This is a genomic window from Gemmatimonas sp., assembly GCF_041689975.1.
In the GTDB taxonomy this organism is placed as follows: Bacteria; Gemmatimonadota; Gemmatimonadetes; order Gemmatimonadales; family Gemmatimonadaceae; genus Gemmatimonas.
Window position 1 is genome coordinate 1 of record NZ_JBDNFF010000145.1, and the last position, 22,068, is coordinate 22,068.

The 22,068-nt window shown below is 65.9% G+C and carries 22 protein-coding genes; 17 read left to right on the forward strand and 5 right to left on the reverse strand.

The window, feature by feature from the left end; translation table 11 throughout:
• Both ACESNG_RS09740 and ACESNG_RS09745 read left to right on the forward strand, forming a co-directional pair.
• The coding region (locus ACESNG_RS09740; RefSeq protein WP_373068774.1) for an FAD:protein FMN transferase at nucleotides 1-355 on the forward strand (355 nt) is incomplete at its 5' end.
• Nucleotides 356-370: 15 nt separating this feature from the next.
• Nucleotides 371-580: a hypothetical protein gene (locus ACESNG_RS09745; RefSeq protein WP_373060879.1), complete on the forward strand. Its 210-nt coding sequence runs from the start codon at nucleotides 371-373 to the stop codon at nucleotides 578-580.
• Here the strand turns inward: ACESNG_RS09745 and ACESNG_RS09750 are convergent.
• The 4 genes from ACESNG_RS09750 to ACESNG_RS09765 all read right to left on the reverse strand — a co-directional run bounded on the left by ACESNG_RS09750 (nucleotide 567) and on the right by ACESNG_RS09765 (nucleotide 3,663).
• Nucleotides 567-728: a hypothetical protein gene (locus ACESNG_RS09750; RefSeq protein ID WP_373060878.1), complete on the reverse strand. Its 162-nt coding sequence runs from the start codon at nucleotides 726-728 to the stop codon at nucleotides 567-569. The two genes, ACESNG_RS09745 and ACESNG_RS09750, sit on opposite strands and share 14 nt — an antisense overlap.
• Entirely contained in the window at nucleotides 725-934 is a 210-nt protein-coding gene (locus ACESNG_RS09755; protein WP_373060877.1) for a hypothetical protein, read from the reverse strand. Before ACESNG_RS09755 ends, ACESNG_RS09750 begins: the two co-directional genes overlap by 4 nt.
• Nucleotides 935-1,856: 922 nt before the next feature.
• Entirely contained in the window at nucleotides 1,857-2,459 is a 603-nt protein-coding gene (locus ACESNG_RS09760) for a hypothetical protein (RefSeq protein WP_373060876.1), read from the reverse strand.
• Between the two features lie 229 nt (nucleotides 2,460-2,688).
• Nucleotides 2,689-3,663 (reverse strand): hypothetical protein, encoded by a 975-nt coding sequence (locus ACESNG_RS09765; protein WP_373060875.1) that lies wholly within the window; start codon nucleotides 3,661-3,663, stop codon nucleotides 2,689-2,691.
• A gap of 242 nt (nucleotides 3,664-3,905) precedes the next feature.
• Here ACESNG_RS09765 and ACESNG_RS09770 point away from each other — a divergent pair, with 242 nt between their 5' ends.
• The 15 genes from ACESNG_RS09770 to ACESNG_RS09840 all read left to right on the forward strand — a co-directional run bounded on the left by ACESNG_RS09770 (nucleotide 3,906) and on the right by ACESNG_RS09840 (nucleotide 21,065).
• Nucleotides 3,906-4,622, forward strand: coding sequence for a hypothetical protein (locus ACESNG_RS09770; protein ID WP_373068776.1), 717 nt, complete (start codon nucleotides 3,906-3,908; stop codon nucleotides 4,620-4,622).
• Complete coding sequence (locus tag ACESNG_RS09775) at nucleotides 4,619-5,995, forward strand: sigma-54-dependent transcriptional regulator (protein ID WP_373060873.1); 1,377 nt, start codon at nucleotides 4,619-4,621, stop codon at nucleotides 5,993-5,995. The genes ACESNG_RS09770 and ACESNG_RS09775 overlap by 4 nt, the downstream gene beginning before the upstream one ends.
• 17 nt (nucleotides 5,996-6,012) lie before the next feature.
• Nucleotides 6,013-6,561: a hypothetical protein gene (locus tag ACESNG_RS09780; RefSeq protein WP_373060872.1), complete on the forward strand. Its 549-nt coding sequence runs from the start codon at nucleotides 6,013-6,015 to the stop codon at nucleotides 6,559-6,561.
• 9 nt (nucleotides 6,562-6,570) lie between these two features.
• Complete coding sequence (locus tag ACESNG_RS09785) at nucleotides 6,571-8,055, forward strand: aldehyde dehydrogenase family protein (RefSeq protein ID WP_373060871.1); 1,485 nt, start codon at nucleotides 6,571-6,573, stop codon at nucleotides 8,053-8,055.
• 49 nt (nucleotides 8,056-8,104) lie between these two features.
• Nucleotides 8,105-8,905: a signal peptidase I gene (gene lepB / locus ACESNG_RS09790; RefSeq protein WP_373068778.1), complete on the forward strand. Its 801-nt coding sequence runs from the start codon at nucleotides 8,105-8,107 to the stop codon at nucleotides 8,903-8,905.
• Nucleotides 8,906-9,062: 157 nt separating this feature from the next.
• Complete coding sequence (locus ACESNG_RS09795) at nucleotides 9,063-9,923, forward strand: RNA polymerase sigma factor RpoD/SigA (protein ID WP_373060869.1); 861 nt, start codon at nucleotides 9,063-9,065, stop codon at nucleotides 9,921-9,923.
• A gap of 15 nt (nucleotides 9,924-9,938) precedes the next feature.
• Nucleotides 9,939-10,439, forward strand: a complete 501-nt coding sequence (locus ACESNG_RS09800) for a YajQ family cyclic di-GMP-binding protein (protein ID WP_373060868.1) — start codon at nucleotides 9,939-9,941, stop codon at nucleotides 10,437-10,439.
• 25 nt (nucleotides 10,440-10,464) lie between these two features.
• Nucleotides 10,465-11,886: a 30S ribosomal protein S12 methylthiotransferase RimO gene (rimO, locus tag ACESNG_RS09805; RefSeq protein WP_373060867.1), complete on the forward strand. Its 1,422-nt coding sequence runs from the start codon at nucleotides 10,465-10,467 to the stop codon at nucleotides 11,884-11,886.
• Entirely contained in the window at nucleotides 11,883-13,211 is a 1,329-nt protein-coding gene (gene hemL, locus ACESNG_RS09810; RefSeq protein WP_373060866.1) for a glutamate-1-semialdehyde 2,1-aminomutase, read from the forward strand. The genes rimO and hemL overlap by 4 nt, the downstream gene beginning before the upstream one ends.
• Nucleotides 13,212-13,222: 11 nt before the next feature.
• Nucleotides 13,223-14,542 carry a SpoIID/LytB domain-containing protein gene (locus tag ACESNG_RS09815; RefSeq protein WP_373060865.1) on the forward strand — a complete coding sequence of 440 codons (1,320 nt, stop codon included), beginning with the start codon at nucleotides 13,223-13,225 and terminating at the stop codon, nucleotides 14,540-14,542.
• Between the two features lie 22 nt (nucleotides 14,543-14,564).
• Nucleotides 14,565-15,569, forward strand: a complete 1,005-nt coding sequence (locus ACESNG_RS09820; protein ID WP_373060864.1) for a Gfo/Idh/MocA family protein — start codon at nucleotides 14,565-14,567, stop codon at nucleotides 15,567-15,569.
• Nucleotides 15,569-16,867 (forward strand): DUF4105 domain-containing protein, encoded by a 1,299-nt coding sequence (locus tag ACESNG_RS09825; protein ID WP_373068780.1) that lies wholly within the window; start codon nucleotides 15,569-15,571, stop codon nucleotides 16,865-16,867. Before ACESNG_RS09820 ends, ACESNG_RS09825 begins: the two co-directional genes overlap by 1 nt.
• The gene (locus ACESNG_RS09830; RefSeq protein ID WP_373060862.1) at nucleotides 16,868-18,835 is read left to right on the forward strand and encodes a hydantoinase/oxoprolinase family protein; all 1,968 of its coding nucleotides are present in this window, start codon (nucleotides 16,868-16,870) and stop codon (nucleotides 18,833-18,835) included. It abuts the gene before it with no gap.
• The gene (locus ACESNG_RS09835) at nucleotides 18,832-19,497 is read left to right on the forward strand and encodes a uracil-DNA glycosylase family protein (protein WP_373060861.1); all 666 of its coding nucleotides are present in this window, start codon (nucleotides 18,832-18,834) and stop codon (nucleotides 19,495-19,497) included. The genes ACESNG_RS09830 and ACESNG_RS09835 overlap by 4 nt, the downstream gene beginning before the upstream one ends.
• The gene (locus ACESNG_RS09840; RefSeq protein ID WP_373060860.1) at nucleotides 19,494-21,065 is read left to right on the forward strand and encodes a hydantoinase B/oxoprolinase family protein; all 1,572 of its coding nucleotides are present in this window, start codon (nucleotides 19,494-19,496) and stop codon (nucleotides 21,063-21,065) included. The genes ACESNG_RS09835 and ACESNG_RS09840 overlap by 4 nt, the downstream gene beginning before the upstream one ends.
• Before the next feature lie 122 nt (nucleotides 21,066-21,187).
• Here the strand turns inward: ACESNG_RS09840 and ACESNG_RS09845 are convergent.
• The coding region (locus tag ACESNG_RS09845) for an MBL fold metallo-hydrolase (protein WP_373068782.1) at nucleotides 21,188-22,068 on the reverse strand (881 nt) is incomplete at its 5' end.

The window sequence follows — 22,068 nt, forward strand, 5'->3', positions numbered from 1 at the left end:
TCCTGATCGCAGCACTGTGCGCCTAGCCGTGGCGCTGGATGATCGCTCACTCGCGTCGTCGGGCAACTACCGTAACTTCTACGAAGTGGATGGGGTACGATACGCACACACGATTGATCCAAGAACCGGCGCTCCGGTTCGCCACACGTTGCTCGCGGTGTCTGTGTTGCACGTGGAGTGCTCGCTGGCAGATGCGTGGGCCACGGCGCTCATGGCGGTGGGGACCGACAAGGCGTGGTCGCTGGCGCAGGCGAACGGACTCGATGTGTTGCTGCTCATTGACGGTGGCGACGGACGAGTGGACGAGCGGCTGACCGCCGGATTTCAGCGTGCCGTTCGTCGCGTACCGAACTAGCGAGGAGTTCGCACCATGATGATGCTTGCACTGACAGTGGCCGTGATTGCCATCGCCATGGGCGCGATGGCGCTCGGCGTGATGATTTCGGGTAAACGCCTGAAAGGCTCATGTGGCGGAGAAGGTGGTGCCGATTGCGCCTGTGAGCTTGCCGGCCTCGAGCGAGATGGTCGTGCCTGCGCGAGTGCTGACGCGGCGCGCGAGCCCGCCCTCAGGGATCAATGACAGCAATCGGGCAGGTGAGCGGCTCGGAACCGCCCTGCATCCCTTCCCGACGCGGCAACACCGCATTCGTCAGTCGCCAGTGCGCCGCGGCCTCGCTGCTGGGCGCCGAGGGTGTCTGAATCGCGCCCAGCGCCGCGCGGCAGGTCACAGGTGGATCGAACAGAGGTCGACGAGCGCCGATGCTTCGCGACGAAGGGCGAGGTGCGTGTCGGCCCATCGGCCGAGCCAGAGGGCGGCCGCTCGCCCATCGGTGATGTGGACGACGTGGAGCGTGGACGGCCAGCGCACATCGGCCTCCAACAGCCCTGCGCGTGGACGGCCGTCGTGGATCGTGCCCGAGAGTTTGAATAGCATATCGTTGCGCGCGCCGTAAAGCGTCACCCGGGACGATTGTGCGCTCGCGCTCGATACCACCGAGTCGCGAAAGTACTCGCGTTCAACATCCGGCGACACAAACGCAAGGCCGCGCAGCGGAGTACAGCGGACATCATCGGCACTACGCGCACTGCCGGTGTGAACGCGAGAGCTCAGCGGCCGGCGACATGTAACCGACCGCTGAGCTCGCGCCACGTGCCCCCGGGATTCAGGGATGCGGGGCCTGTCTGTACGCGTCGGATGGCGCGAGTAGCGTAAGACATGGGTCCGCGAAATCGGGTCAACTCCCAACACTGTTCGGGTAGAGACTAATACGCCAGACTGCGCGCACCCTCTTTCCTTAGCGAGTCATGGCGCGATCCAAAGCGGTACTGGGAGCAGGCGCACGTTCAAGCGACTCTCTGAGCGCCAGCTTGCTGGCTCGGGTCTACTCGGCAGCGCTGATCGGCGAGATACTCGACGAGAATGGCTGTGACAGTACACGTATTCGCCGCTTGCCCGCGTGCCCGGCACCTATTGCTGCATGGCCCTCAGCCTGTACCCGGAAGTGGCGTACGGAGAGGTCTTTGCGGTAATGTCTGCGAAGGCTTGGCCTGGATGCATGGTCATGACTGGTGGAAGCGGTATTTGATGAAGTCAAGACGCACGTGTTGCAGATGCGGCGAGTGCTGCGCAGCAAGACGGCGGACTTGGTGCGTCAAGAGTTCTACGGCTTCGTGCTGGCGCACTATGCCGTGCGCTGGCTGATGCATCAGGCGGCCACCGAGCACCGCCTACCACCACGAAGTCTGTTTTTCATCGGCGTGGCGCCACCGCGAGAGCGGCGGACGCTCGCGCATCACGCGTCATGTGATCCGCCGGCTCGGAGTCATCACGCGGCTAGATGCCGTAGTACAGCCGTTCAAGATCCACGATCTCCACATCGGAACGACGGGCGCCGTGCTTGCGCAGCTCGGGGGCGATGTTGCTGCCGATCAGCAGCAGCTTGATGTCCTGCGCACGACGCCCCAAGTGCGCGCGCGCGTTCCAGGCGTCGAACACGCGCGACCGTCAGTGTCTCGTTGACCTTGGCCTCGCCGAGTGCGAGAATCGTGCGTTGGTCCGGCTCGACACCGCCATCGTCCGCAGCCACCACAACATCGATCTCCTGATCGGCGGCATCCTGGAACGCCAGCGCACACGCGAGCACGATCACGCCGCGCGCCAGTTGCTTGTCGAGCGCATGGGCCTCGAGCCCGGCGGGAAGTCCGTCGCCGGCACCAAGCAGAGCGGGACTTCGGGTCAAGGGTGCTCCGGTCCACGGATGCGTGACCTTGTTCTTCTCGCCGATCTTATAACGATGCCAGAAGTCCTGTTGCGTGGCGAGGACGATGCCGTCGTGCCGCAGCACGATCACCGGGGATATCGCGCTCGCCGGCACATTGAACGCCGACATGTACTGCGCGCTGACGATGCCCGCGCGCAACACGCCAAGTCCACCACCGATGTCGGCGCTGTCGTACACCGCTTTGTACTTGCCGGTGAGTCGGCGCGTCCACGTGAGATCGTACTGCTTCGGCGCGTCCGCGTCGGCGTCGGCGTCGGTGCGTGCGGCGGCTGCTCGCTCCGCCCACGCCGCCTGTGCGGTTAGCGGCAGCAGCGTGGCAGAGAGACTGCCGAGCGCGAGGTGTTACAGAAAGTCACGTCGCGCGGTGGTCATGGTTTGCCCTCCAATGCTCACGTGGGACTGGTGTTCACGCCTGGTGAGGCGTCGCGGTGTGTCCGTTGAAGCTACGACGCACTACGCCCCCCGTCAGAGCGACCGTGCGCGCTCGGCGGCTGGTAAAGCGCAACCAAATCACCTCGTGCCATGAGCCTTCGAGATTCAGGGACTCGCATGCGCGTTCCAAGCGGGCGTCGGCGATGCCGGATGTATTGTTGAGCGTGGTCAGCAGTGACACCAGGATTGTTTTGTCGACGACGTCGATACTGACGTGCCACCCGTCTGCTTGTGGTGTCACGCCGACGAGGACCACGTCGAGAGGCAGTGCCCCACGGATGCGGCTTCTCGCGCGCGTTTCGCGCGGGTCAAGATACCGTTGCGGATCATCGAGGTCGATGTCCGCGAACTCGCCCGCAAGCGGTGCCGCCCGCTCCCACCGAACACGCGTGGTGGCGCTGAACGGGAGGCGGACACCGCTGCAACCGTTGCCACACCAGACCGGCAGCTCGCGGTAGATCGTGGTGCGGAGGCGGGCCACCAACGCGCCGTCTCTCGCACTCGCCACGAACACCCCGCGCTCGGCCCCGCGCACCGCGCGCTCGGTGCCATCGCCGGCGAGCCCCTCGGCCGCCAAGGTCGGCGCGAGCCAACCGTTTACGCAGCGGTAGGCCACACCACGCCGGAGCCGGATCGTGTCCGCGCCTTCACGCGCGTGTGTCACGATGGCCGCCAGCGCCGTGTCGGCGTTCCCCTGCAGTGAGAATGCACCCCACGCGATCGCGCGCGCGTCGGTGGGCAAATGCTGGCCGATCAGGGACGTGAACAGCAGCTCCGACTCCACGCCATAGGTCCCGGCCACGGGCGGACACGCCGGTACTCGGCCCGACGTCGCGCCCAATCGCAGCGGTCGCCAGTCGCGTGGAATCGACGTGTCGGCGCTGCCGCAGCCTATGAGCGCCACGCCAGCGATGCACAGGGTTGAACGGCGGGCAACGAGTGGACGCACAGCGGCTCGCGGTAGCGGGGATGGGGACGATGGCCGACTTGAGACTCTCTGGACGGGGACGATTGGCGCGAGGTCCGGTCATCGCGGTTTGGGGTACCATGCCCGAAGGGCACCCGCCGCCGCCGCCGCCCCGCTGCCGCTGGTGCTTAGTCGGCCGTACCTTCCCGATCCACCTCCGACCCACGCTTCCTTTGGGCTGTCTTTCTCGAATCGGCTGCATCGTCGTCCTGGCCGTCGGTGGCGTGGCAGCCTACTGGCTGTACGGCGATCGGCTGCCGTCAGTCCTTTCGCGGGCGGCGTCCGGCGCGGCGAGCCGGGTCACCGACGCCGCGACCAAGGCCAGTGAGCGGCTCGACAGCAGTCAGGGCGCGCGCATCGCCTCCGAGAACGACGCGGCCCGCCGTACTGAACGTGCGAAGCGTGAAAACGCCATCGTGTGGGCGCGCCTGACGCCGGCGGGATCGGCGGGCCGCGAAGCGATCGCGCGCCTCTCGCGTCGCAAGGGACCGGCCTACGTGTCTCTGCGCGCGCCGGAACTGGCCGGCCTGTTGGCCTCGGGGATGGCCAAAGCGCTGCCGCGGTCTGCATCGCAGACCGAAGTGGCGATCGTGGACGCGCAGTTGTTGTTGCGGTCGGTGGTGGATGTGCGCGACGTGGCGGGTAACGGTGCGCTGCGCCGCCTGCTCGGGGTGGCCCTCGACGGACGCGACACCTTGCGGTTGGCCGGCACGCTCGATCTCGTGCGTCCGGGCCTGGCCGAATACCGCGTGCGCGAAGTGCGCATCAAGGGGATCACGGTGCCGCCGCGGCTGATTCCTTCGCTCATCGACGCCATGCGTCGTGCCGTCGGCGCGGATTCGCTGCCGTCCGATGCGTTCCCCATTCCGCTGCCCAAGGCCGTGGCCGACGTGCGCGTCGCCAATGGTAAGGTCACTCTTTACAAGGCTGTGGTTCCATGAGCGCCCGTCGCATTCTCGTCGTCGATGACGAACCTGGTATTCGTCAGGCCCTTGGTCAGCTGCTCGAATACGAGGGCTACGAGGTCAAGACCGCCGCCGGTGGTGCCGAAGGCATCACGATCTACGACAGCTTCCGTCCGCAACTCGTCTTTCTCGACGTGAAAATGGCGGGGCTCGACGGGCTCGAGGTGCTCAAGCGTCTCCGGCAGGCCGATCCCAACGCGACCGTGGTCATGATCAGCGGTCACGCCACGATTCAGACGGCGGTGGAGGCCACGCAACTTGGCGCGTACGATATCCTCGAGAAGCCACTCGACACCGATCGCGTGCTGGTGCTGCTGCGTAACGCGTTCGAAACGCGATTGCTGAGTGAAGAGAACGAGCGGCTGCGCGAAACGATCGAGTCTCGTTACGAGATCGTGGGACGCACCTACGGGATCCGCGCGCTGCTCGAACGCATCGACAAGGTGGCGGGCACACCGGCGCGCGTGCTCATCTCCGGCGAGAACGGCACGGGCAAGGAGCTGGTGGCGCGCGCGATTCATCGCGGTTCGCTGCGGGCCAGGAAGCCGTTCGTGGAGGTGAACTGCGCGGCGATCCCGTCGGAGCTGATCGAGAGTGAACTCTTCGGTCACATGAAGGGCTCCTTCACGGGCGCCATCGCCGATCGCGCCGGCAAGTTCGAACAGGCCGACGGCGGCACGCTGTTTCTCGATGAGATCGGTGACATGTCGTTGAGTGCGCAGGCGAAGGTGCTGCGCGTATTGCAAGATGGATTCGTGACGCGCATCGGCGGCAGCAAGCCCATTCAAGTGGACGTGCGTGTGCTTGCCGCCACGAACAAGCATCTCGAAGACGAGATAGCGAACGGCCGCTTCCGCGAAGACCTGTTTTACCGACTCAACGTGGTCCCCATCACGGTGCCGCCGCTGCGCGAGCGTCGGGAGGACATCGAGCAACTGGTGGTATACTTCCTCCAGCAGTTCGCGGCGCGTGACGGGCTGCCCGCGCGCGGCATCACCGACGAAGCGCTGCTGCGGTTGTCGGAGCTGGACTGGCCCGGGAACGTGCGCGAGTTGCGCAACACGGTGGAACGTCTGGTGATTCTGGCCAGCGCTGCGACGATCACCGCGGCCGACGTTGAACGTTTGGTGGGAAAGCGGGCGGCCGAGCCGGCGGGGCTGGGCAACCTGGTGGATTGTACGACCTTCGAGGAGTTCAAGGTGGCCGCTGAGCGGGCGTTCCTGCTGGCCAAGCTGCGGGCGTTCGACTGGAACGTGTCGGAAACGGCCCGGGCACTCGACATGCCCCGGTCGAATCTCTACAAGAAGATCGAGCGTTATGCGTTGACGAGAGAAAGCACGCCTGTCTGACCTTCAGCCCGACCCGTATGAGCGATCGTAACTGGGAAGCCGAGATGGCCAAGATCGACAAGCAGCTCGCGTCGGTCTCCGACGAAGCGCTGCTGGCCGAGAGCAAGGCGGTGGTACCGGCCAAAGCTGGCGGTCGAACGGTCGCAGCGCCAGCGGTGCCGGCGGCGGCCAGACCGTCGGCATCCGCGTCGGCATCCGCGTCGGCATCCGCCGCTCAGGTGGTCGGCGCCTGGCGCGGTTGGGTGAAAGTGGCGATCGCCGTCGGTGCGGCGGCCGGATTGATGTTCTGGCCGTGGCCGGCACCGTGCGGCGGGTCGCTGCTCGGCTTCACGGCCGCCACTGGTGCGGTGGCGCTGTTGGGCCTCTGGAGCGCTTTCGGCACGTGGCGGCATCGACTGGGTCTGGCGCACGTGGCGTCGCTGCTGGTCGTGGTCTGGGGGCTCGCGCTGGGCGCTCGCGAGGTTCTGCCGCGCATCGGGTATGCGACTCCGACCTCCGATCGTAGCGAAGGCTGGAGTTGCCCGGCGTCGTCGGGAATCCCGTCCGCCGCCCCAGTTCCTCGTTAAATTTCAGGGATGACGACTTTCCACAACTTCATTGGTGGCGCGTGGGTCGCGCCATCAACCGGCGACTATTTCGAAAATCGCAATCCGGCCGACCAGCAGGACGTAATCGGCCGCTTTCCCTCGTCAGGCGTGGCCGACGTGGACGCCGCCGTGGTGAGTGCGCAGCGTGGGTTCGACCGCTGGAAGCGCACCCCGGCACCGGCACGCGGTGATGTGTTGCGCCGTGTCGGCGATCTGATGGCGGCGCGCAAGGAGGAAATCGCCAACCTCATGACACGCGAGATGGGCAAGCCGCTCGCGGAAACACGCGGTGATGTACAGGAAGGCATCGATACCGCGTACTACGCGGCCACCGAAGGACGCCGTCTGTTCGGCCACACGGTGCCCAGCGAACTCGCCAGCAAGTGGGCGATGACCATGCGTCGCCCGATCGGCGTGTGCGGGCTGATCACGCCGTTCAACTTCCCGATGGCCATCCCCACGTGGAAGGCCTTTCCGGCGCTGCTCTGCGGCAATTCGGTGATCCTCAAACCCGCCGAAGATGTGCCGCACACCGCCACGGTTCTGGTGGAGATCTTGCTCGCGGCCGGCCTGCCGCCCGAAGTGATTCAGCTCGTGCACGGCATGGGCGAAGTGGTCGGCAAAGCACTCGTGGAGCACCCGCAGGTGCCGGTGATCTCCTTCACGGGTTCGACCGAAACGGGACGTTTCGTGGGCGAAACGTGCGGCCGCATGCACAAGCGACTGTCGCTCGAGATGGGTGGCAAGAACGCGCAGATCGTGCTTGATGATGCCGATCTCGATCTGGCGATCGACGGTGTGCTGTGGGGGGCCTTCGGCACCACGGGACAGCGGTGCACCGCCACCAGTCGTCTTATTCTGCAGAGCGGCATTCATGACACCTTCGTCGAACGTCTCGTGGGACGGGCGCAGGCGCTCGTACTGGGCGACGGACGCACAGCCGGCCATGAGGTCGGGCCGCTGGTCAACGAAGCCGCACGCGAAAAGGTCGAACGCTATGTGCAGATCGGGAAGCAGCAGGGCGCCACGCTGCGCTGCGGCGGTGCGCGGGCCACGGGCGGTGCGCTCGACAGCGGGTTCTTCTTTCAGCCCACGATCTTCACGAACGTGACAGCCGGATCACGTCTGGAGCAGGAAGAAATCTTCGGACCGGTACTTTCGGTGATTCAGGTCGCTACCGTCGAGGAGGCGTTCGCGGTAAACAACGGAGTGCGCTACGGACTGTCGTCGTCCGTGTACACGAGCAACGTGAATGTGGCGTTCCGGGCCCTGCAGGATCTCGACAACGGCATTACGTACGTGAACGCTCCCACGATCGGCGCCGAAGCGCATCTGCCCTTCGGCGGCGTGAAGGAGACGGGCAACGGACATCGCGAGGGCGGCTGGGAAGTGTACGAGTTCTACTCGGAGACGAAGGTGGGCTACGTGGATTACTCCGGTGCACTTCAGCGCGCACAGATCGACAATTACTGAACGCGGTGCGGCCGCACGCACCGTAAAACGATGAGTCGGTGAGATCCTGATGGCGCTGGAGAAGTATCACCGTGCGAACGCCCTGCGGGCGGCCAATGGCCGCTCGCGTCGGCGCGCGTACTCGTTCGGTTGGCTCTGGGATTGGGCCAAGGTGCTGCCGCCGACGGTGCTGCTCTTTCTCATACTCCGTACCTTCGTCGTGGAAGCGTACAAGATCCCGTCGGGCAGTATGGAGCGCACGCTGCTCGTGGGGGATTTCCTACTGGTGAATAAGTGGTTGTACGGCGCCGAGGTGCCGTATTCCCGGCGTCGTTTGCCGGCGGTGCGGGCGCCGCAGCTCGGCGACATTCTAGTGTTCGAATGGCCCGCCGATCCGACGAAGAGTTTTGTGAAGCGGCTGGTGGGGCGGCCCGGTGACACGCTTTCCATGCAAGGCGGTTCACTGCTGCGCAATGGTGTCCTGCTTCGAGAGCAGTATGTGTCGCATGCGGAGCCCAACGTCGATCCGGTGACCGACGAATTCCGGTGGCAGCGCGGCTACCTGACGAATACCGCCGCCGCCGCGAATGTGACCACGACCACCAACACGAACACGAACGCGGGGATGCCGCCGATCTATCGCCCGTCGCGGGACAACTGGGGACCGATCGTCGTGCCGCCGAAGCACCTCTTCGTGCTCGGCGACAATCGCGACAATTCGCTCGACAGCCGCTACTGGGGTTTCGTCCCCGACAGCTTGCTGCGCGGCACGCCGTGGATCGTCTACTATAGCTTCACGCCGGACTCCACGTCGCGTGCGTCGTGGCTCACTCGCATCCGGTGGGGACGTCTCGGATCCGTTGTTCGTTAGCGACTGGCGAGCGATTTAGCGGCGGCATGCGTTGACGAATGGTGCCTTGGTAGTTCACCGTTAGTGGATCAGCAGTTGGTTGTTGTTTGCAGGACGCCGCGCTCCCCCCGCCGCGCGGTCGTATGTCCAGTCTCTCTGCCACACGAGCCGCTCCGCCATGGCTGTGACGTCCCCGAAGAAGAAAGTGTCGTACGAGGAAGGCTCCCTCGATCAATACCTGCGCGACATCAGCGCGTACCCGCTTATTTCGCGCGAAGAAGAAGCAGAGCTCGCGCGACGAATCCGGGTGGGTGACCAGGAAGCGCTCGACAAGTTGGTGCGATCGAATCTGAGATTCGTGGTCTCCGTCGCAAAGAAGTATCAGAATCAGGGTGTGTCGCTGTCCGACCTGATCAATGAAGGCAACCTTGGCCTCATTCGCGCTGGCCACAAGTTCGACGAGACGAAAGGGATCAAGTTCATCTCGTACGCCGTCTGGTGGATTCGTCAGGCGATTCTGCAGGCGCTGGCCGAGCAGTCGCGCATCGTGCGCGTGCCGTTGAACCGAGCCGGTACGCTGCATCGCATCGGGAAGCGGGCGAACACGCTGCTGCAGGAGCTGGGACGCGAAGCGACGCACGCCGAGATCGCCGAAGGGATGGACATCACCGAGGAAGAAGTCGCCAAGACGATGGCGATTTCGCAGGTGCACCTGTCGCTCGACGCGCCGCTCACGCCGGGCGAAGACAACCGGTTGCTCGATTATCTGCCCGACCTGAACCACGCGACGCCCGACGAACAGACCTTCGAGAAGGCGCTGACGGAAGCGATCGAGGATTCGCTGTGTAGCCTCAAGGAGCGCGAGTCGAAGATCTTGCGTCTGTATTTCGGGATCGACGGCGCGGAGCCGATGACGCTCGAAGAGATCGGTACGCTGTTGGGCATCACACGCGAGCGGGTCCGTCAGATCAAGGAGAAGGCATTGTCGCGTCTCCGGCACGTTTCACGAGCCAAGTCGCTCGAAAGCTTTCTGGGCTGAGCCCATCCCGATACTATGGCTTCTACGTATTCCTTCGACGTCACCACCAGCGTCGACCTGCAGGAAGTGGACAACGCGGTCAATCAGACGCAGAAGGAGATCGCCCAGCGATTCGACTTCAAAGGCGCGCTGGTGGAGATCGAGTTCAAGCGCACCGACAGCATCGTGAACCTCGCGACCGACAGCGACATGCGCATGGAGGCGTTGTTCGACGCACTCCGCGGAAAGCTGATCAAGCGCGGCGTGCCGGTGAAGAATCTCGAGATCGGCGACGTGAAGCCCGGTGGCGGCGATGTGCTGCGCCGCGAAATCAAGCTGAAAATGGCGCTCGACTCCGATCAGGCGAAGAAGGTGTCGGCTACCATCAAGGACGCCAAGCTGAAGAAGGTCACGGCCAGCATTCAGGGCGATCAGGTGCGCGTGTCGAGCCCCGACAAGGATGCGCTGCAGGACGCGATTTCGGTGCTGCGGAAGGCCGACTTCGAGGTGGAGCTGCAGTTCGGCAACTTCCGATAGGGAGCGGCTGCGCTACCTTTCGAGGATGCTTAAGTTCGGTCTGGTCACCCTCGGGTGCGATAAGAACACAGTAGACTCCGAGCGGTACCTGGCCGATCTCGTCGCTCACGGCGCTGAGCAGGTTACCGACCTTCGTGACGCTGATGTGGTGGTGGTCAACACCTGCGGTTTCATAGACGCCGCGAAGGCCGAGTCGATCGAAGCGATCGTGGCCGCGGCGCGCCTGAAAGACGACGGTAAGTGTCAGGCGGTGTTTGCCATCGGCTGCATGGTGGAGCGGCACAAGTCGGAGCTCCAGGAAGCGTTGCCCGAGGTAGACGTGTTCCTCGGCAACTCCGAGACCGACCGCCTCATTCCCGAGCTGGTGGAGCGCGGGCTGCTGGGCGGGTCGCTGGTGGAGCATCCCGGTGTGCGCCTGTTCGGTGGCGACTTGCCGCATGTGCGCTACCTGAAGATTTCCGAAGGCTGCGACCACGGCTGCGCGTTCTGTGCGATTCCGCTCATGCGCGGCAAGCACCGTTCGTTTGCGCTCGATGATCTCGTGAAGGAAGCGCAGCTGCTCGAAGTGCAGGGCGCCCGCGAGATAAATCTGGTGGCGCAGGATCTGGCGCACTACGGCCGCGATCGTCGTGATGGCGTGGCGCTGCCCGAGTTGCTGGAAGCGCTGCTGCGCGAAACCTCGATTCCGTGGATCCGCAACATGTACCTCTACAGCACCGGCATCACACCGCGGCTGTTGGAAGTCATCGCCGCGAATCCGCGTATCGTGCGCTATCTCGACACGCCAATGCAGCACGGCTCCGATGCGGTGCTGGCGCGTATGCGTCGCCCCGAGCGTCAGAAGACGATCCGTGAGCGCCTCGCGCAGTATCGGGCGATCGTGCCTGATCTCGCCGTGCGCACGTCGGTCATCGTGGGCTTCCCTGGCGAAACCGAAAGCGACTTCGAGATGCTGTGCGACTTTCTCGAAGAGCTGCAGTTCGATCGCGTCGGCGTGTTCACTTACTCGCCTCAGGAAGGGACCCGCGCGAACAGCATGGACGACGACGTGGCCGATTCGATCAAGCAGGAGCGCAAGGAGCGCATCGAAGAGCTGCAGCGCGCCATCACGTCGGAGCGGTACGAGCGCTTCCTCGGCGTTGAAGCGCGGGTATTGGTGGAGCGCGCCTCCGACGTCGCCGGAGAAATGCTGTGCCGCGCCCCGTGGCAGGCCGATGACATCGATGGGCTGGTACATGTGCCGATCAGCGCTGCGTCGGGCATCATGACGCCCGGTTCCTTCGCTGACGTGCGTATCGAGCACGTCGTGGACGACTACGATTTTCGCGCCTCGCTCGTGCGCGTGGCCGAGCAAGCGGCGGCGCCGATCCGTCGCGCGTCGCGTACCCTGCCGCTGGTCGGCAGTGGCATTCCTGACAGATCTTCCGTGGGGAGTTTCGGCCGATGAGCAGTCCGACAGAACTCGCAGCTATGTTGACGTCGCGCCCGAGCGCGCGTTCCGCCGAGATCATGGCGCGAGCGCGCGCTCGTTTTCCGGGCGGCGTGAACTCCCCCGTGCGCGCCTTCGGTGGTGTGGGCGGTGAACCGTTCGTGGCCAAGCGCGGCAAGGGCGCGCGCGTGTGGGACGCCGACGGCAACGAGTATCTCGACTACATCCTGTCATGGGGACCGCTGGTGCTCGGGCATGCGCCCGATGTGGTCCTCGAGGCGGTCTCTCGTGCGATGCAGGACGGCACGAGTTTCGGCATGCCGACCGAACGCGAAGTGGAGCTGGCCGACAAGATCGCCGAACGGATGCCGCACATGGAGATGGTGCGCTTCACCTCCAGCGGCACCGAAGCGGCGATGACCATTGCACGCTTGGCCCGTGCTATCACGGGGCGCGAGTACATCCTCAAGTTCGAAGGCTGCTACCATGGCCATGCCGACGCCTTTCTGGTGCGTGCAGGGTCGGGCGTGGCCACGCTGGGGCTGCCCGATTCGCCGGGGGTTCCAGAGGCGCTGGCCAGGCTTACGCTGACCTGCCGCTACAACGACCTCGAAGACGCGGCGCGCATCGCCCGCGAGTTTCCGCTGGCCGCGATCCTGCTCGAGCCGATCGTGGGCAACAGCGGATTCATCGAGCCGCTCCCCGACTTCATCCCAGGATTGCGGAAGATCGCTGACGAAACCGGGGCGTTGCTCGTCTTTGATGAAGTCATGACCGGTTTCCGTATTGCCTTCGGTGGCGCTCGCGAGCGCTTTGGTGTCACCCCTGATCTCACCGCCTTGGGCAAGGTGATCGGTGGGGGACTGCCGGTGGCAGCCTATGGTGGCCGACGTGAGCTGATGCAGAACGTGGCGCCCACGGGCAAGGTGTATCAGGCGGGCACGCTGTCGGGGAATCCGTTGGCCATGGCGGCTGGCCTCGCGACGCTGGGCGCACTCACGCAGAGTGTACACGACGGCATCACCGCGCAGACGGCCGTGCTGGTGCAGGGTATGCGCGACATCGCGGCGCGCCGTGGCGTGCCGTTCTCGGCCAGCCATGCCGGTTCGATGTGGGGCTTCTTCTTCCGCGACGAACCCGTGCTCACGTACGACGACGCCAAGTTGTCGGACACCACACTGTTCAAGCGGTTCTTTCATACAGCGCGCCGACGTGGTGTGTCACTCGCCCCGTCGGCATTTGAGGCGGCGTTCATGTCGTCGGCGCATGGCGATGCGGAAATCGCCGAAACACTGACCCGACTCGACGACGCGCTTGGCGCGGCGGTCGCGCAACGGGATTAGTCCAGGAGTTCATGCGCGCGCTCATCGCTGGTGCTTTCGGGACGCTCGTGGCCGCCGCTGCCTTCACGGTGGCGTGCGCGCCTCGTGGGGGCAGCACTGGCCCGGGCCCCGTGAGAGCGGGACCGATCTCGGGCGAGGCGAATGGGCGACTGGACGGCCGAGACCGGATGGCGCGTATCGCGTTGACCGGTAAGGCGCAGCAGGCGCCGGTGTCGGCTACCGGGCGCTGGCGGATCGACGAGCAGGGTGGGCGCACGAAGTTGGTGACGGGAAAGGGCACCGAGCACTGGCGGATCGAGCAACAGGGTGGGTTGCTGCGCGTGGCCGGTGACAACGGGGATGCCACTCCGTGGCGAGAGGGGCCGTTCGTGGCCCGCGCGTCCGAAGGCGGTTCCACCCTGCGCTTCGACAATCATCGCTATCGCGGCGAACTCTGGTTCACGCCCACCGACAGCGGCATTCTCGTGGTCAACCGCTTGCCGGTGGAGGACTATCTACGCGGCGTGGTGCCGATCGAGCTTGGCACGAGGCAGCCGGGTGATCGGGCGGCGCTGGAGGCCCAGGCAATCGCGGCGAGGAGCTACGCGTACATCCGGGTGCCTGCGGACGTATCGGTCGAGCCGCGGTCGGGGTGGCACATGGTGGCCACCGTGCAGAATCAGGTGTATGCCGGCATGGATGTGGAGGCGCCGATCGTGAATGAGGCGATCGACCACACCGCCGGGCTGGTGATCCGCTACGACGGCTTGCTGGTGGACGCGCCCTACTACTCGTCGTGCGGAGGACGGACGGCGTCGCCAAAGGAATCGTGGCGGGATGTCCGCGACGAGCCGTATCTGCAGTCGGTCGACGATACCGACCCGCGCACCGGGCGTCCCTACTGCGACATTTCGCCCAGGAACCACTGGACGGCGGAGTTCGACGAGGGGCAGCTCAGCGAAGCGGTGCGGCGGGCCTTGGTGGCCAATGGTGCGCGCGATCCGCGTCCCGGTGTGATCACGGAAATGCGTGTGGAAGGTCGGACCGCCTCCGGTCGGGCCACGGCGCTGGTGCTGCGCACCGATCGCGGCGACGTGACGGTGCGCCACAACCAGATTCGCAATGTATTGCGTGATGCGCGTGGCGCGATTCTGTCCAGCACGTATTTTTCCATCGACCGCGAATCCCGTGCTCGTGGATACCTCTCCGGTGTCAGCCTGCGCGGCCACGGCAACGGCCACGGAGTGGGGATGTGTCAGTGGGGAGCGATCGGCCGATCTCGGGCCGGCATCGACGCTCGCACGATCCTGCGTCACTACTATCCGGGGACCGTCGTCGGGTTCGCCGACTGATCTGTCATCTCTGGAGGCGTAAATGAAAGACGGCGTCCGTATCGCCGTCGTCGGCACGGGAGCAATTGCCCAGCTGACGCACATCCCTGTTCTGTCCAAGCTGCGCGGTGCCAAGCTGGTCGCGCTGTGCGATAACGATGCGGCCAAGGCGCGCGCGCTGGCCGACCGCTTCGACGTGCCCGACGTGTTCACCGACTTCGAGGAACTGCTCGACAGCGACGAACTCGACGCGGTCATCATTGCCACGCCCAATCACCTGCACGAGCCGCATGTGCTGTCGGCACTGCGCGCCAAGCTACACGTGTTGTGCGAACGCCCGTTGTCGCTCACGACGCGCGGCATCGAGCGGTGCCTGACTGCCGCGCAGAAGGCCGATCGCCGCCTGGTGGTGGGGCACAATCACCGGTTCCGCTCCGACGTGCAGGCGCTCGACCAGTTCATCCGCAATGCCGAACTGGGGCAGGTCACGTCGATTCGCGCCGGCTCGCTGCACGTGAAGAACACGGCCGATGGCTGGCGCAATCGTCGCGCCGAGTCGGGCGGCGGCGTGTTTCTCGAACACGGGTTTCCGCTGCTCGATCTCGCCATGTGGCTGGCCGACGGCCCCAATCCGATCCGTGTTGTGTCGTCGATGCGTCGCGGTCGCGCGACGGGTTCGGTGGAAGACGCGATGCAGGTGTTCCTCGAGTGCGAGAACGGTCTTGTGCTCAACATCGATGTGTCGTGGTCGTACGTGGGCGACGAAGATCGCTGGTGGTTCGAAGTCCATGCGACGCGTGGCTCGGCGCGATTGGCACCGATGCGCGTCACGAAGGAACTGAACGGACGTGCCGTCGATGTCTCGCCCTCGGGCGCGGCGGCTCGCGAGAGTCCGTTCCTGCAGAGCTACCGGGCGGAAATCGCGCACTTCCTCGCCGTCATCAACGACGAAGCGCCGTACGAGCCGCCCACCGATCAGGTGCTCGTGCAGAAGGTGGTCGAGGCGATCTACAAGGCCGCCGACGACGGGAAAGAGATCCGTTTCTGATGGCCGTGACGGTGGTTCGACGCGCATTGGCGGCGGCGGTGCTGCTCGCCTCGTCGGCCTTGACGGCACAAACGGCGCCGCCGCCCGCCCCGGGTGTGTCGGCCTCACTCGACCGTGCGCGCGCCGTGCGTGGTGCGCGCATGTCGGTGGCGATCATCACGTATGGGCCGGGCGAGTTCGTGTTCGAGAAGTTCGGGCACATCGCGCTCGCGCTCACGGATAGCAGTACGGGTCAGGACATCGCCTTCAACTGGGGCATGTTCGACTTCAATCAGCCGAATTTTCTCGGGCGCTTTCTCACGGGCGACACGAAGTACTGGATGGCCGGCTACCGCACCGCGGATTTCACCGCCGCGTACATCGGTGAGAATCGCACGATCCGCAAACTGCAGCTGCAGCTCAGCCCCGCGCAGCGCGGCGCGATCGCCGACTACGTGACCTGGAAGGCGCAGGACGCGAACAAGTACTATCGCTACGATTACTACGCCGACAACTGCGCCACGCGCGTGCGTGACCTGTTGAACTGGGCGCTGAACGGGCAACTCGACGCGCCGTTTCAGCTGGCCGGCAGCGGTCGCACGTGGCGCAACGAAACCGCGCGCATCACCGCCAGCGATCCGCTGGTGTATCCCGGCATTCAGATCGCGCTCGGACGCACGGCCGATCACGTGCTGACCAAGTGGGAGGAGTCGTTCCTTCCCGAGCTGCTGGCGAATCATCTCGCGGCACTCACGGTGACCGATGCGAGCGGCGCGCGAGGGCGGCTCGTTTCCAGTGACTCCGTGCTCTTCACGGCAAGTCGCCCGCCGATGCCCGACGCAGCGCCCTCGCGGGTGCCGCTGGCGCTGGCGCTCGGCCTCGTGCTCGCAGCGCTGGTCGTGCTGCTGGCCGGTGCCCGCGCGGGGGGCGCACGGTTTGTGCTCGTCGCCTTCTCCGCGCTCTGGTTCGCTGTCGGCGCGCTGCTCGGCACCGCGCTGCTGCTGGCGGGCACGGTGACCAAGCATGGGCCGTACATGGGCGCCAATCTCACGGTGCTGCAGCTGCATCCGCTCATGTTCGTGGCCGCCGTCGTCGTGACGATGGCACTCTGGCGTGGCGTGCGTCGTCGCGTCGCCGTTGGGGTCTCGGCACTGGTCGCGCTGTTGTCGGTGGTCGGGCTGGCACTGCAACTCGTGCCGTCGTTGTATCAACAGAGTGGTGTCGTGCTGGCGGTGATCGTGCCGGTGCATCTCGCGTTTGCGATGGCGATGCTGCGCCTGCCTTTGCAGATTCCGTCGCGCGCCGCGCGCGCCAGGTAGATGACGTCATCCCGCATCGCGGTAGGCATCGACGTGGGCGGGACATTCACCGACCTCGCCGCGTTGCATGCCGATGGCACGGTGCATACATCGAAGGTGCTGAGTGCGGCGAGTGATCGCGCGGCTGGTGTGCTCGAAGCGCTGCGTATTGCCTCGCTGAACGGCTCACAGATCGCGCACATCGCGCACGGGACCACGGTGGTCACCAACCTGTTGCTCGAACGCGCGGGTGCCCGTGTGGTGGCCTGCGCCACCGCCGGATTCACCGACCTGCTCGAGCTGCGCCGACAGGAGCGCGCGGCGCTGTACGACCTGGCCAAGCATCACCCGCGTCCGCTGGTGGAACCGGCACAGGTGATTCCCGTGCGTGAACGAATCACGCCCGAGGGCGTCACGCTGGCGCTGACCGAAGAGGCGATCGCCGAGGTGGTCCACGCGGTGAAGGCGCAGCATCCGGAGACAGTGGCGATCACGTTGCTGCACGCCTACGGCGATCCGTCGCACGAGCGCACACTACGCGATGCTTTGCGCGTGGCGCTGCTCGAGGCCGGACTCGCCGCCGATGTGGTGTGCTCGCACGAAGCGTTGCCGGAGATTCGCGAGTACGAGCGCATGGCGACGACGGTGGCCGAGGCTTATGCGCGACCGGCCGTGCGCCGGTATCTTTCGGGGCTCTCCGACCGACTGTCGCAGCACGCGTATCCCGCGCCACGCGTGATGACGTCGGCCGGTGGCACGTTGTCGGCGCACGATGCCGCGTCGCATGCGGCTGCGCTGGCCCTCTCTGGCCCGGCGGGCGGTGTCACGGGCGCGGCGGCGATCGCGCGTGCCCTTGGTGTGTCGCGGGCGCTCACGATCGACATCGGCGGCACCAGTGCCGATGTGGGTTTGGTGGACGACGGCGAGCCGCTGGTGGAGCGCGGTGGTGCGGTGGCCGGTGTGCCGATCGCCTTGCCGCGCGTGCTGGTGGAGGCGGTGGCGGCGGGTGGTGGCAGCATTGCGTGGCTCGACGATGGCGGGGCGTTGCGCACGGGGCCGATGAGCGCCGGCGCATCGCCTGGTCCGGCCGCGTACGGTCGAGGCGGTGTGCGTCCTACGGTCACGGATGCGCATGTGGTGTTGGGTACGATTGCTCCGGGCGAGTGGAGCGGCGGCGTGCACATCGGTCTCGAACGCGCATGCGCTGCGGTCGAGACGATCGCGATGCCGCTTGGTGTGTCGTTGGAGCGGGCGGCCGAGGCGATCATCGCCACGGCCGATGCCACGATGGCGCGCGCGCTACGGCGCGTATCGGTGGAGCGCGGTGTCGATCCGCGAGATGTGCCGCTGATTGCGTTCGGCGGGGGCGGTCCGCTGCATGCGTGTGGACTGGCTGAGCGATTGGGCATGCGCCAAGTGATCGTGCCGCCACATGCCGGCGTGCTGAGCGCCGTTGGACTGGCCTTGGCCCCCGAGCGTCGTGAGTCGCTGGTGAGCGTGATGCAGCGGGCCGATGCGCTGACGACGGCGTCTCTGACGACGCTACTCGAAGCCCAGGCGATGGCGCTGCGTACCGTGCGGGACGAGGAGAACGCGGTCGATCTCGACGTGCGTTGGTGGCTGCGCGCCCGCTACGAAGGGCAGGGGTATGAACTCGATATCACCGTGCAGCCGGGCGACACACCGACGGCCGTCGCGGAGCGGTTCGTGGCGCGGCATGATGAGCGGGCAGGCTTCGAGCTCGATCGGCCGGTGGAGTTCATCAGCGCGCGGACCACGCTCAGTAGCGCCCCGTGGCCAGTGCATTTTGCACGTCCGCCGCGTGATGGGCCGCTGGCGCACGATGTCGACGATGGACGCGCCATGGAGCGAGTGCTCGAGGGTCCGGCCGTCGTACGACTGCCGGATGCGACTATGCGAATCGCATTTGGCTGGACCGCGCGATCGCTGGAAATCGGAGGTTGGATGCTGGAGCAGCAACAACGATGACAATGTCGAACACGACGCATATCGGACGCATTTTCGGCACGCCGGTGCCGATGCTGATGCCGTTGGACGGCCCTGTACACGTGTTGCTGGTGGGTGAAGCACCGGGCCCTCGAGGCGCCGACAAGAGTGGGGTGCCGTTTCTCGGCGACGCGGCGGGAAAGGTGCTCTACGACGTACTCGTGCGCCTGGGGGCGATGATGCTGCCGTCGGAGATCGACCGCATGGAGTGGGACGGCTCGCTGTTCGTGGCGAGCGGCATCGTGCCGATCGCGCAGGGCGTGGCGCTGGGCAACGCCTTCGACCGCTGCCCCACCGACGACGGGCAAACCTTTCGCGCCCCCATGCGATCGGAGCTCGAGGGTACGACGAACCTTACGCGACTCACGCGCGACATAAACCTGTTGCGTGGGCGCGGACTGAAAGGGATCGTGACGCTTGGTCGCGTCGCGACGCGCACGATCGACACGCTGTGCAAGCGTTCGCCGATGCCGGAGATGGCGCGGCGTGCGTTGCCGCATCCGTCAGCGCAGGGACTGTTGTCGATGGCACCCGATCGCGGCAAAGGCGCGAAGATGGCGGATCTGCAGGAGGCGTGGATGGTGCGCTGCCAGTACGCGATTCTGCAGGCAGGCTATCCCGCGCCCGAGCCTGACCAGTCGTGACGAGTACGCGTGCGCGCTTCGACGCGCTCGAGCTCACGGTGTTTTCGCAGGGCGTTGCGATGCTCGCCGAGGAGATGGGTGGACTGCTGGAGCGCAGCAGCATTTCGCCGAACATCCGCGAGCGTCGCGATGCCAGTTGTGCGTTGTTCGATGCCGACGGCCGCATGGTGGCACAGGCCGCGCACATTCCCGTCCACCTCGGCGCGATGCCCGAGTCGGTGGCGGCGGTGCGTGCCTGCGGCGCGGCACCGGGCGACGTGTTTCTGCTGAACGATCCTTCGCATGGAGGGTCGCATCTCCCCGACCTCACGATGGTCGAGGTGATCGCCGACGCGAACGATGCACAACGCATCATCGGCTACGCGGCCGTGCGCGCGCATCATGCGGATGTGGGTGGCATGAGTCCCGGCAGCATGCCGTTCGGGGCAACCGAGCTGTTTCAGGAGGGGATCATCGTGCCGCCAGTGCGCATCGAGCGAGGCGGCGCAGTGCAGGATGATGTGGTGCGGCTCGTGCTCGCCAACGTGCGCACACCCGAAGAGCGCGAAGGGGATCTACGCGCGCAACGCGCGGCCTGCGCGGCGGGGCGAACCGGTTGGCAGGCGCTGTATGCCAGGCTCGGCGCCGACGCGCTGGGCGACGCGGTGAATGCGCTGCTGGACTACACGGAGCGCCGAGTCCGCGCGCGTCTGGAGCTGTTGGAGGGCGCCGAAGCGCGCGCTGCCGATGCGCTGGAAGGGGACGGTGTGACCGACGCGTCGATTCCGGTGGTGGTGCATGTGCGCGTGCAGAACGCCACGCTGCATCTCGACCTCACCGGCACATCGCCCGCCGTGCGTGGCAACGTGAATGCACCGCCGGCCGTAGCGCGGGCGGCAGCGGTGTTCGTGCTGCGCGTGCTGTGTGACGACGATGTGCCGGTGAACGACGGCGTTGCACGCGCGCTCGTGCTCACGATCCCCGACGACTGCGTGGCGAACGCGAAGCGACCGAGTGCCGTGGCGGCGGGGAATGTGGAACTGTCGCAGCGCCTGACCGACGTGTGCTTCGCGGCGCTATCGGCTGCCGCCGAGAGTATCGGTGTGCATGATCTGCCCATTCCCGCCTGCGGGCAGGGTACGATGAACAACATCACGCTCGGCGCGCCCGGGTGGAGCTTCTATGAAACGCTCGGGGGCGGGCAGGGTGGGAGTGCGCGCGGCGACGGCCCCGACGCCGTGCACGTGGGCATGAGCAACACGCGCAACACGCCGGTGGAATCACTCGAACGCGCCTATCCGCTGCGGGTGGTCGAGTATTCCGTACGTCGTGGCAGTGGCGGCGCCGGTGCCAGCCGCGGCGGCGACGGCATCGTGCGTCGCTATCAGGCGCTGGTGGCGTGCACGGCCACCTTGCTCACCGAGCGTCGTCGTGTGGCACCGCCGGGGGCGAATGGTGGCCATGATGCGCAGCCCGGGCGGAACCTGCTGAACGGCGAGCTGCTGCCAGCCAAGTGCCGCGTGAGTATGAACGCGGGGGACGTACTGACGATCGAGACGCCGGGCGGTGGCGGGTGGGGAGCGGCGTAGGGTCGGGTACGACTCGTAACTCCGAACTTTTACTCATGACTCGAGACTCACGTGAGTCTCGAGTTTCGAGTTTTGAGTTTCGGGTCGTTAGTGATTTGGCCGGGCGCACGAATCGGTGCGCCTCACACCGATAGCGCCAACCCTTCCCACGCTGCCAGCACGCGTAGCGCACTGCCTGCCTGCGTCACCATCGCGCGGCTCTCCTCTACCATGCGCTCCACCGCGTCATCGTCGCGATCGGGATGATGGTGAAACAGCACCAGCATCCCGGCGCCGCATTCGATCGCCAAACGCGTGGCCTCGAGCGACGACGAATGGCCCCAGCCGACATGGCTCGGCAGCTCAGCGTCGAGATAGGTCGCGTCGTGCACCAACACCGGCACATCACGCAAGAATGACGTGAGCCGCGCGCGCCAGGCCTCCAGGTGTATCGAGCTATCGGCATAGGCCAGCTCGTTGTCTGGCGCGTAAGCGATGGCCGGCCCGCGCTCGTCGTCGATCCGCAGCACGGCCGCTTCACCGGGATGCTGAGCGGCGAACCGATGCACGCGCGACGTGCCCACGTGGCGCGCTGGGGAATGCTCCCAGTCGTACACGCGGAGCCGGCTGCGAATGCCGTCCACATAGGGAAACATCGGCGGCGACAGCAAGGCATCGACGAACGCCTGCAGCGACGCGATTTCACCGTCGCCGCAGCAGAGTTGCACTTCACGCGTCTGCGCCACGAGCGGCGCAAAGTGCGAGAGTCCGAGCACATGATCGCTGTGTCGATGCGACAGAATAATGTGCGCGGTGCGATCATCGCTGGCCCTCATGAGCCGCGCGCCCAAGGCACGGATGCCGGTGCCGGCGTCGAGAATCAACAAACCGTCGTCCGCGGCGCGCACTTCCACACATGGCGTGTTGCCACCGTAACGCACCGTGCGCGGTCCCGGACTGGGACACGTACCTCTGGTTCCCCAGAACCGTATCCGGAACCGCGGCGTTACCCCCGACGGCATCA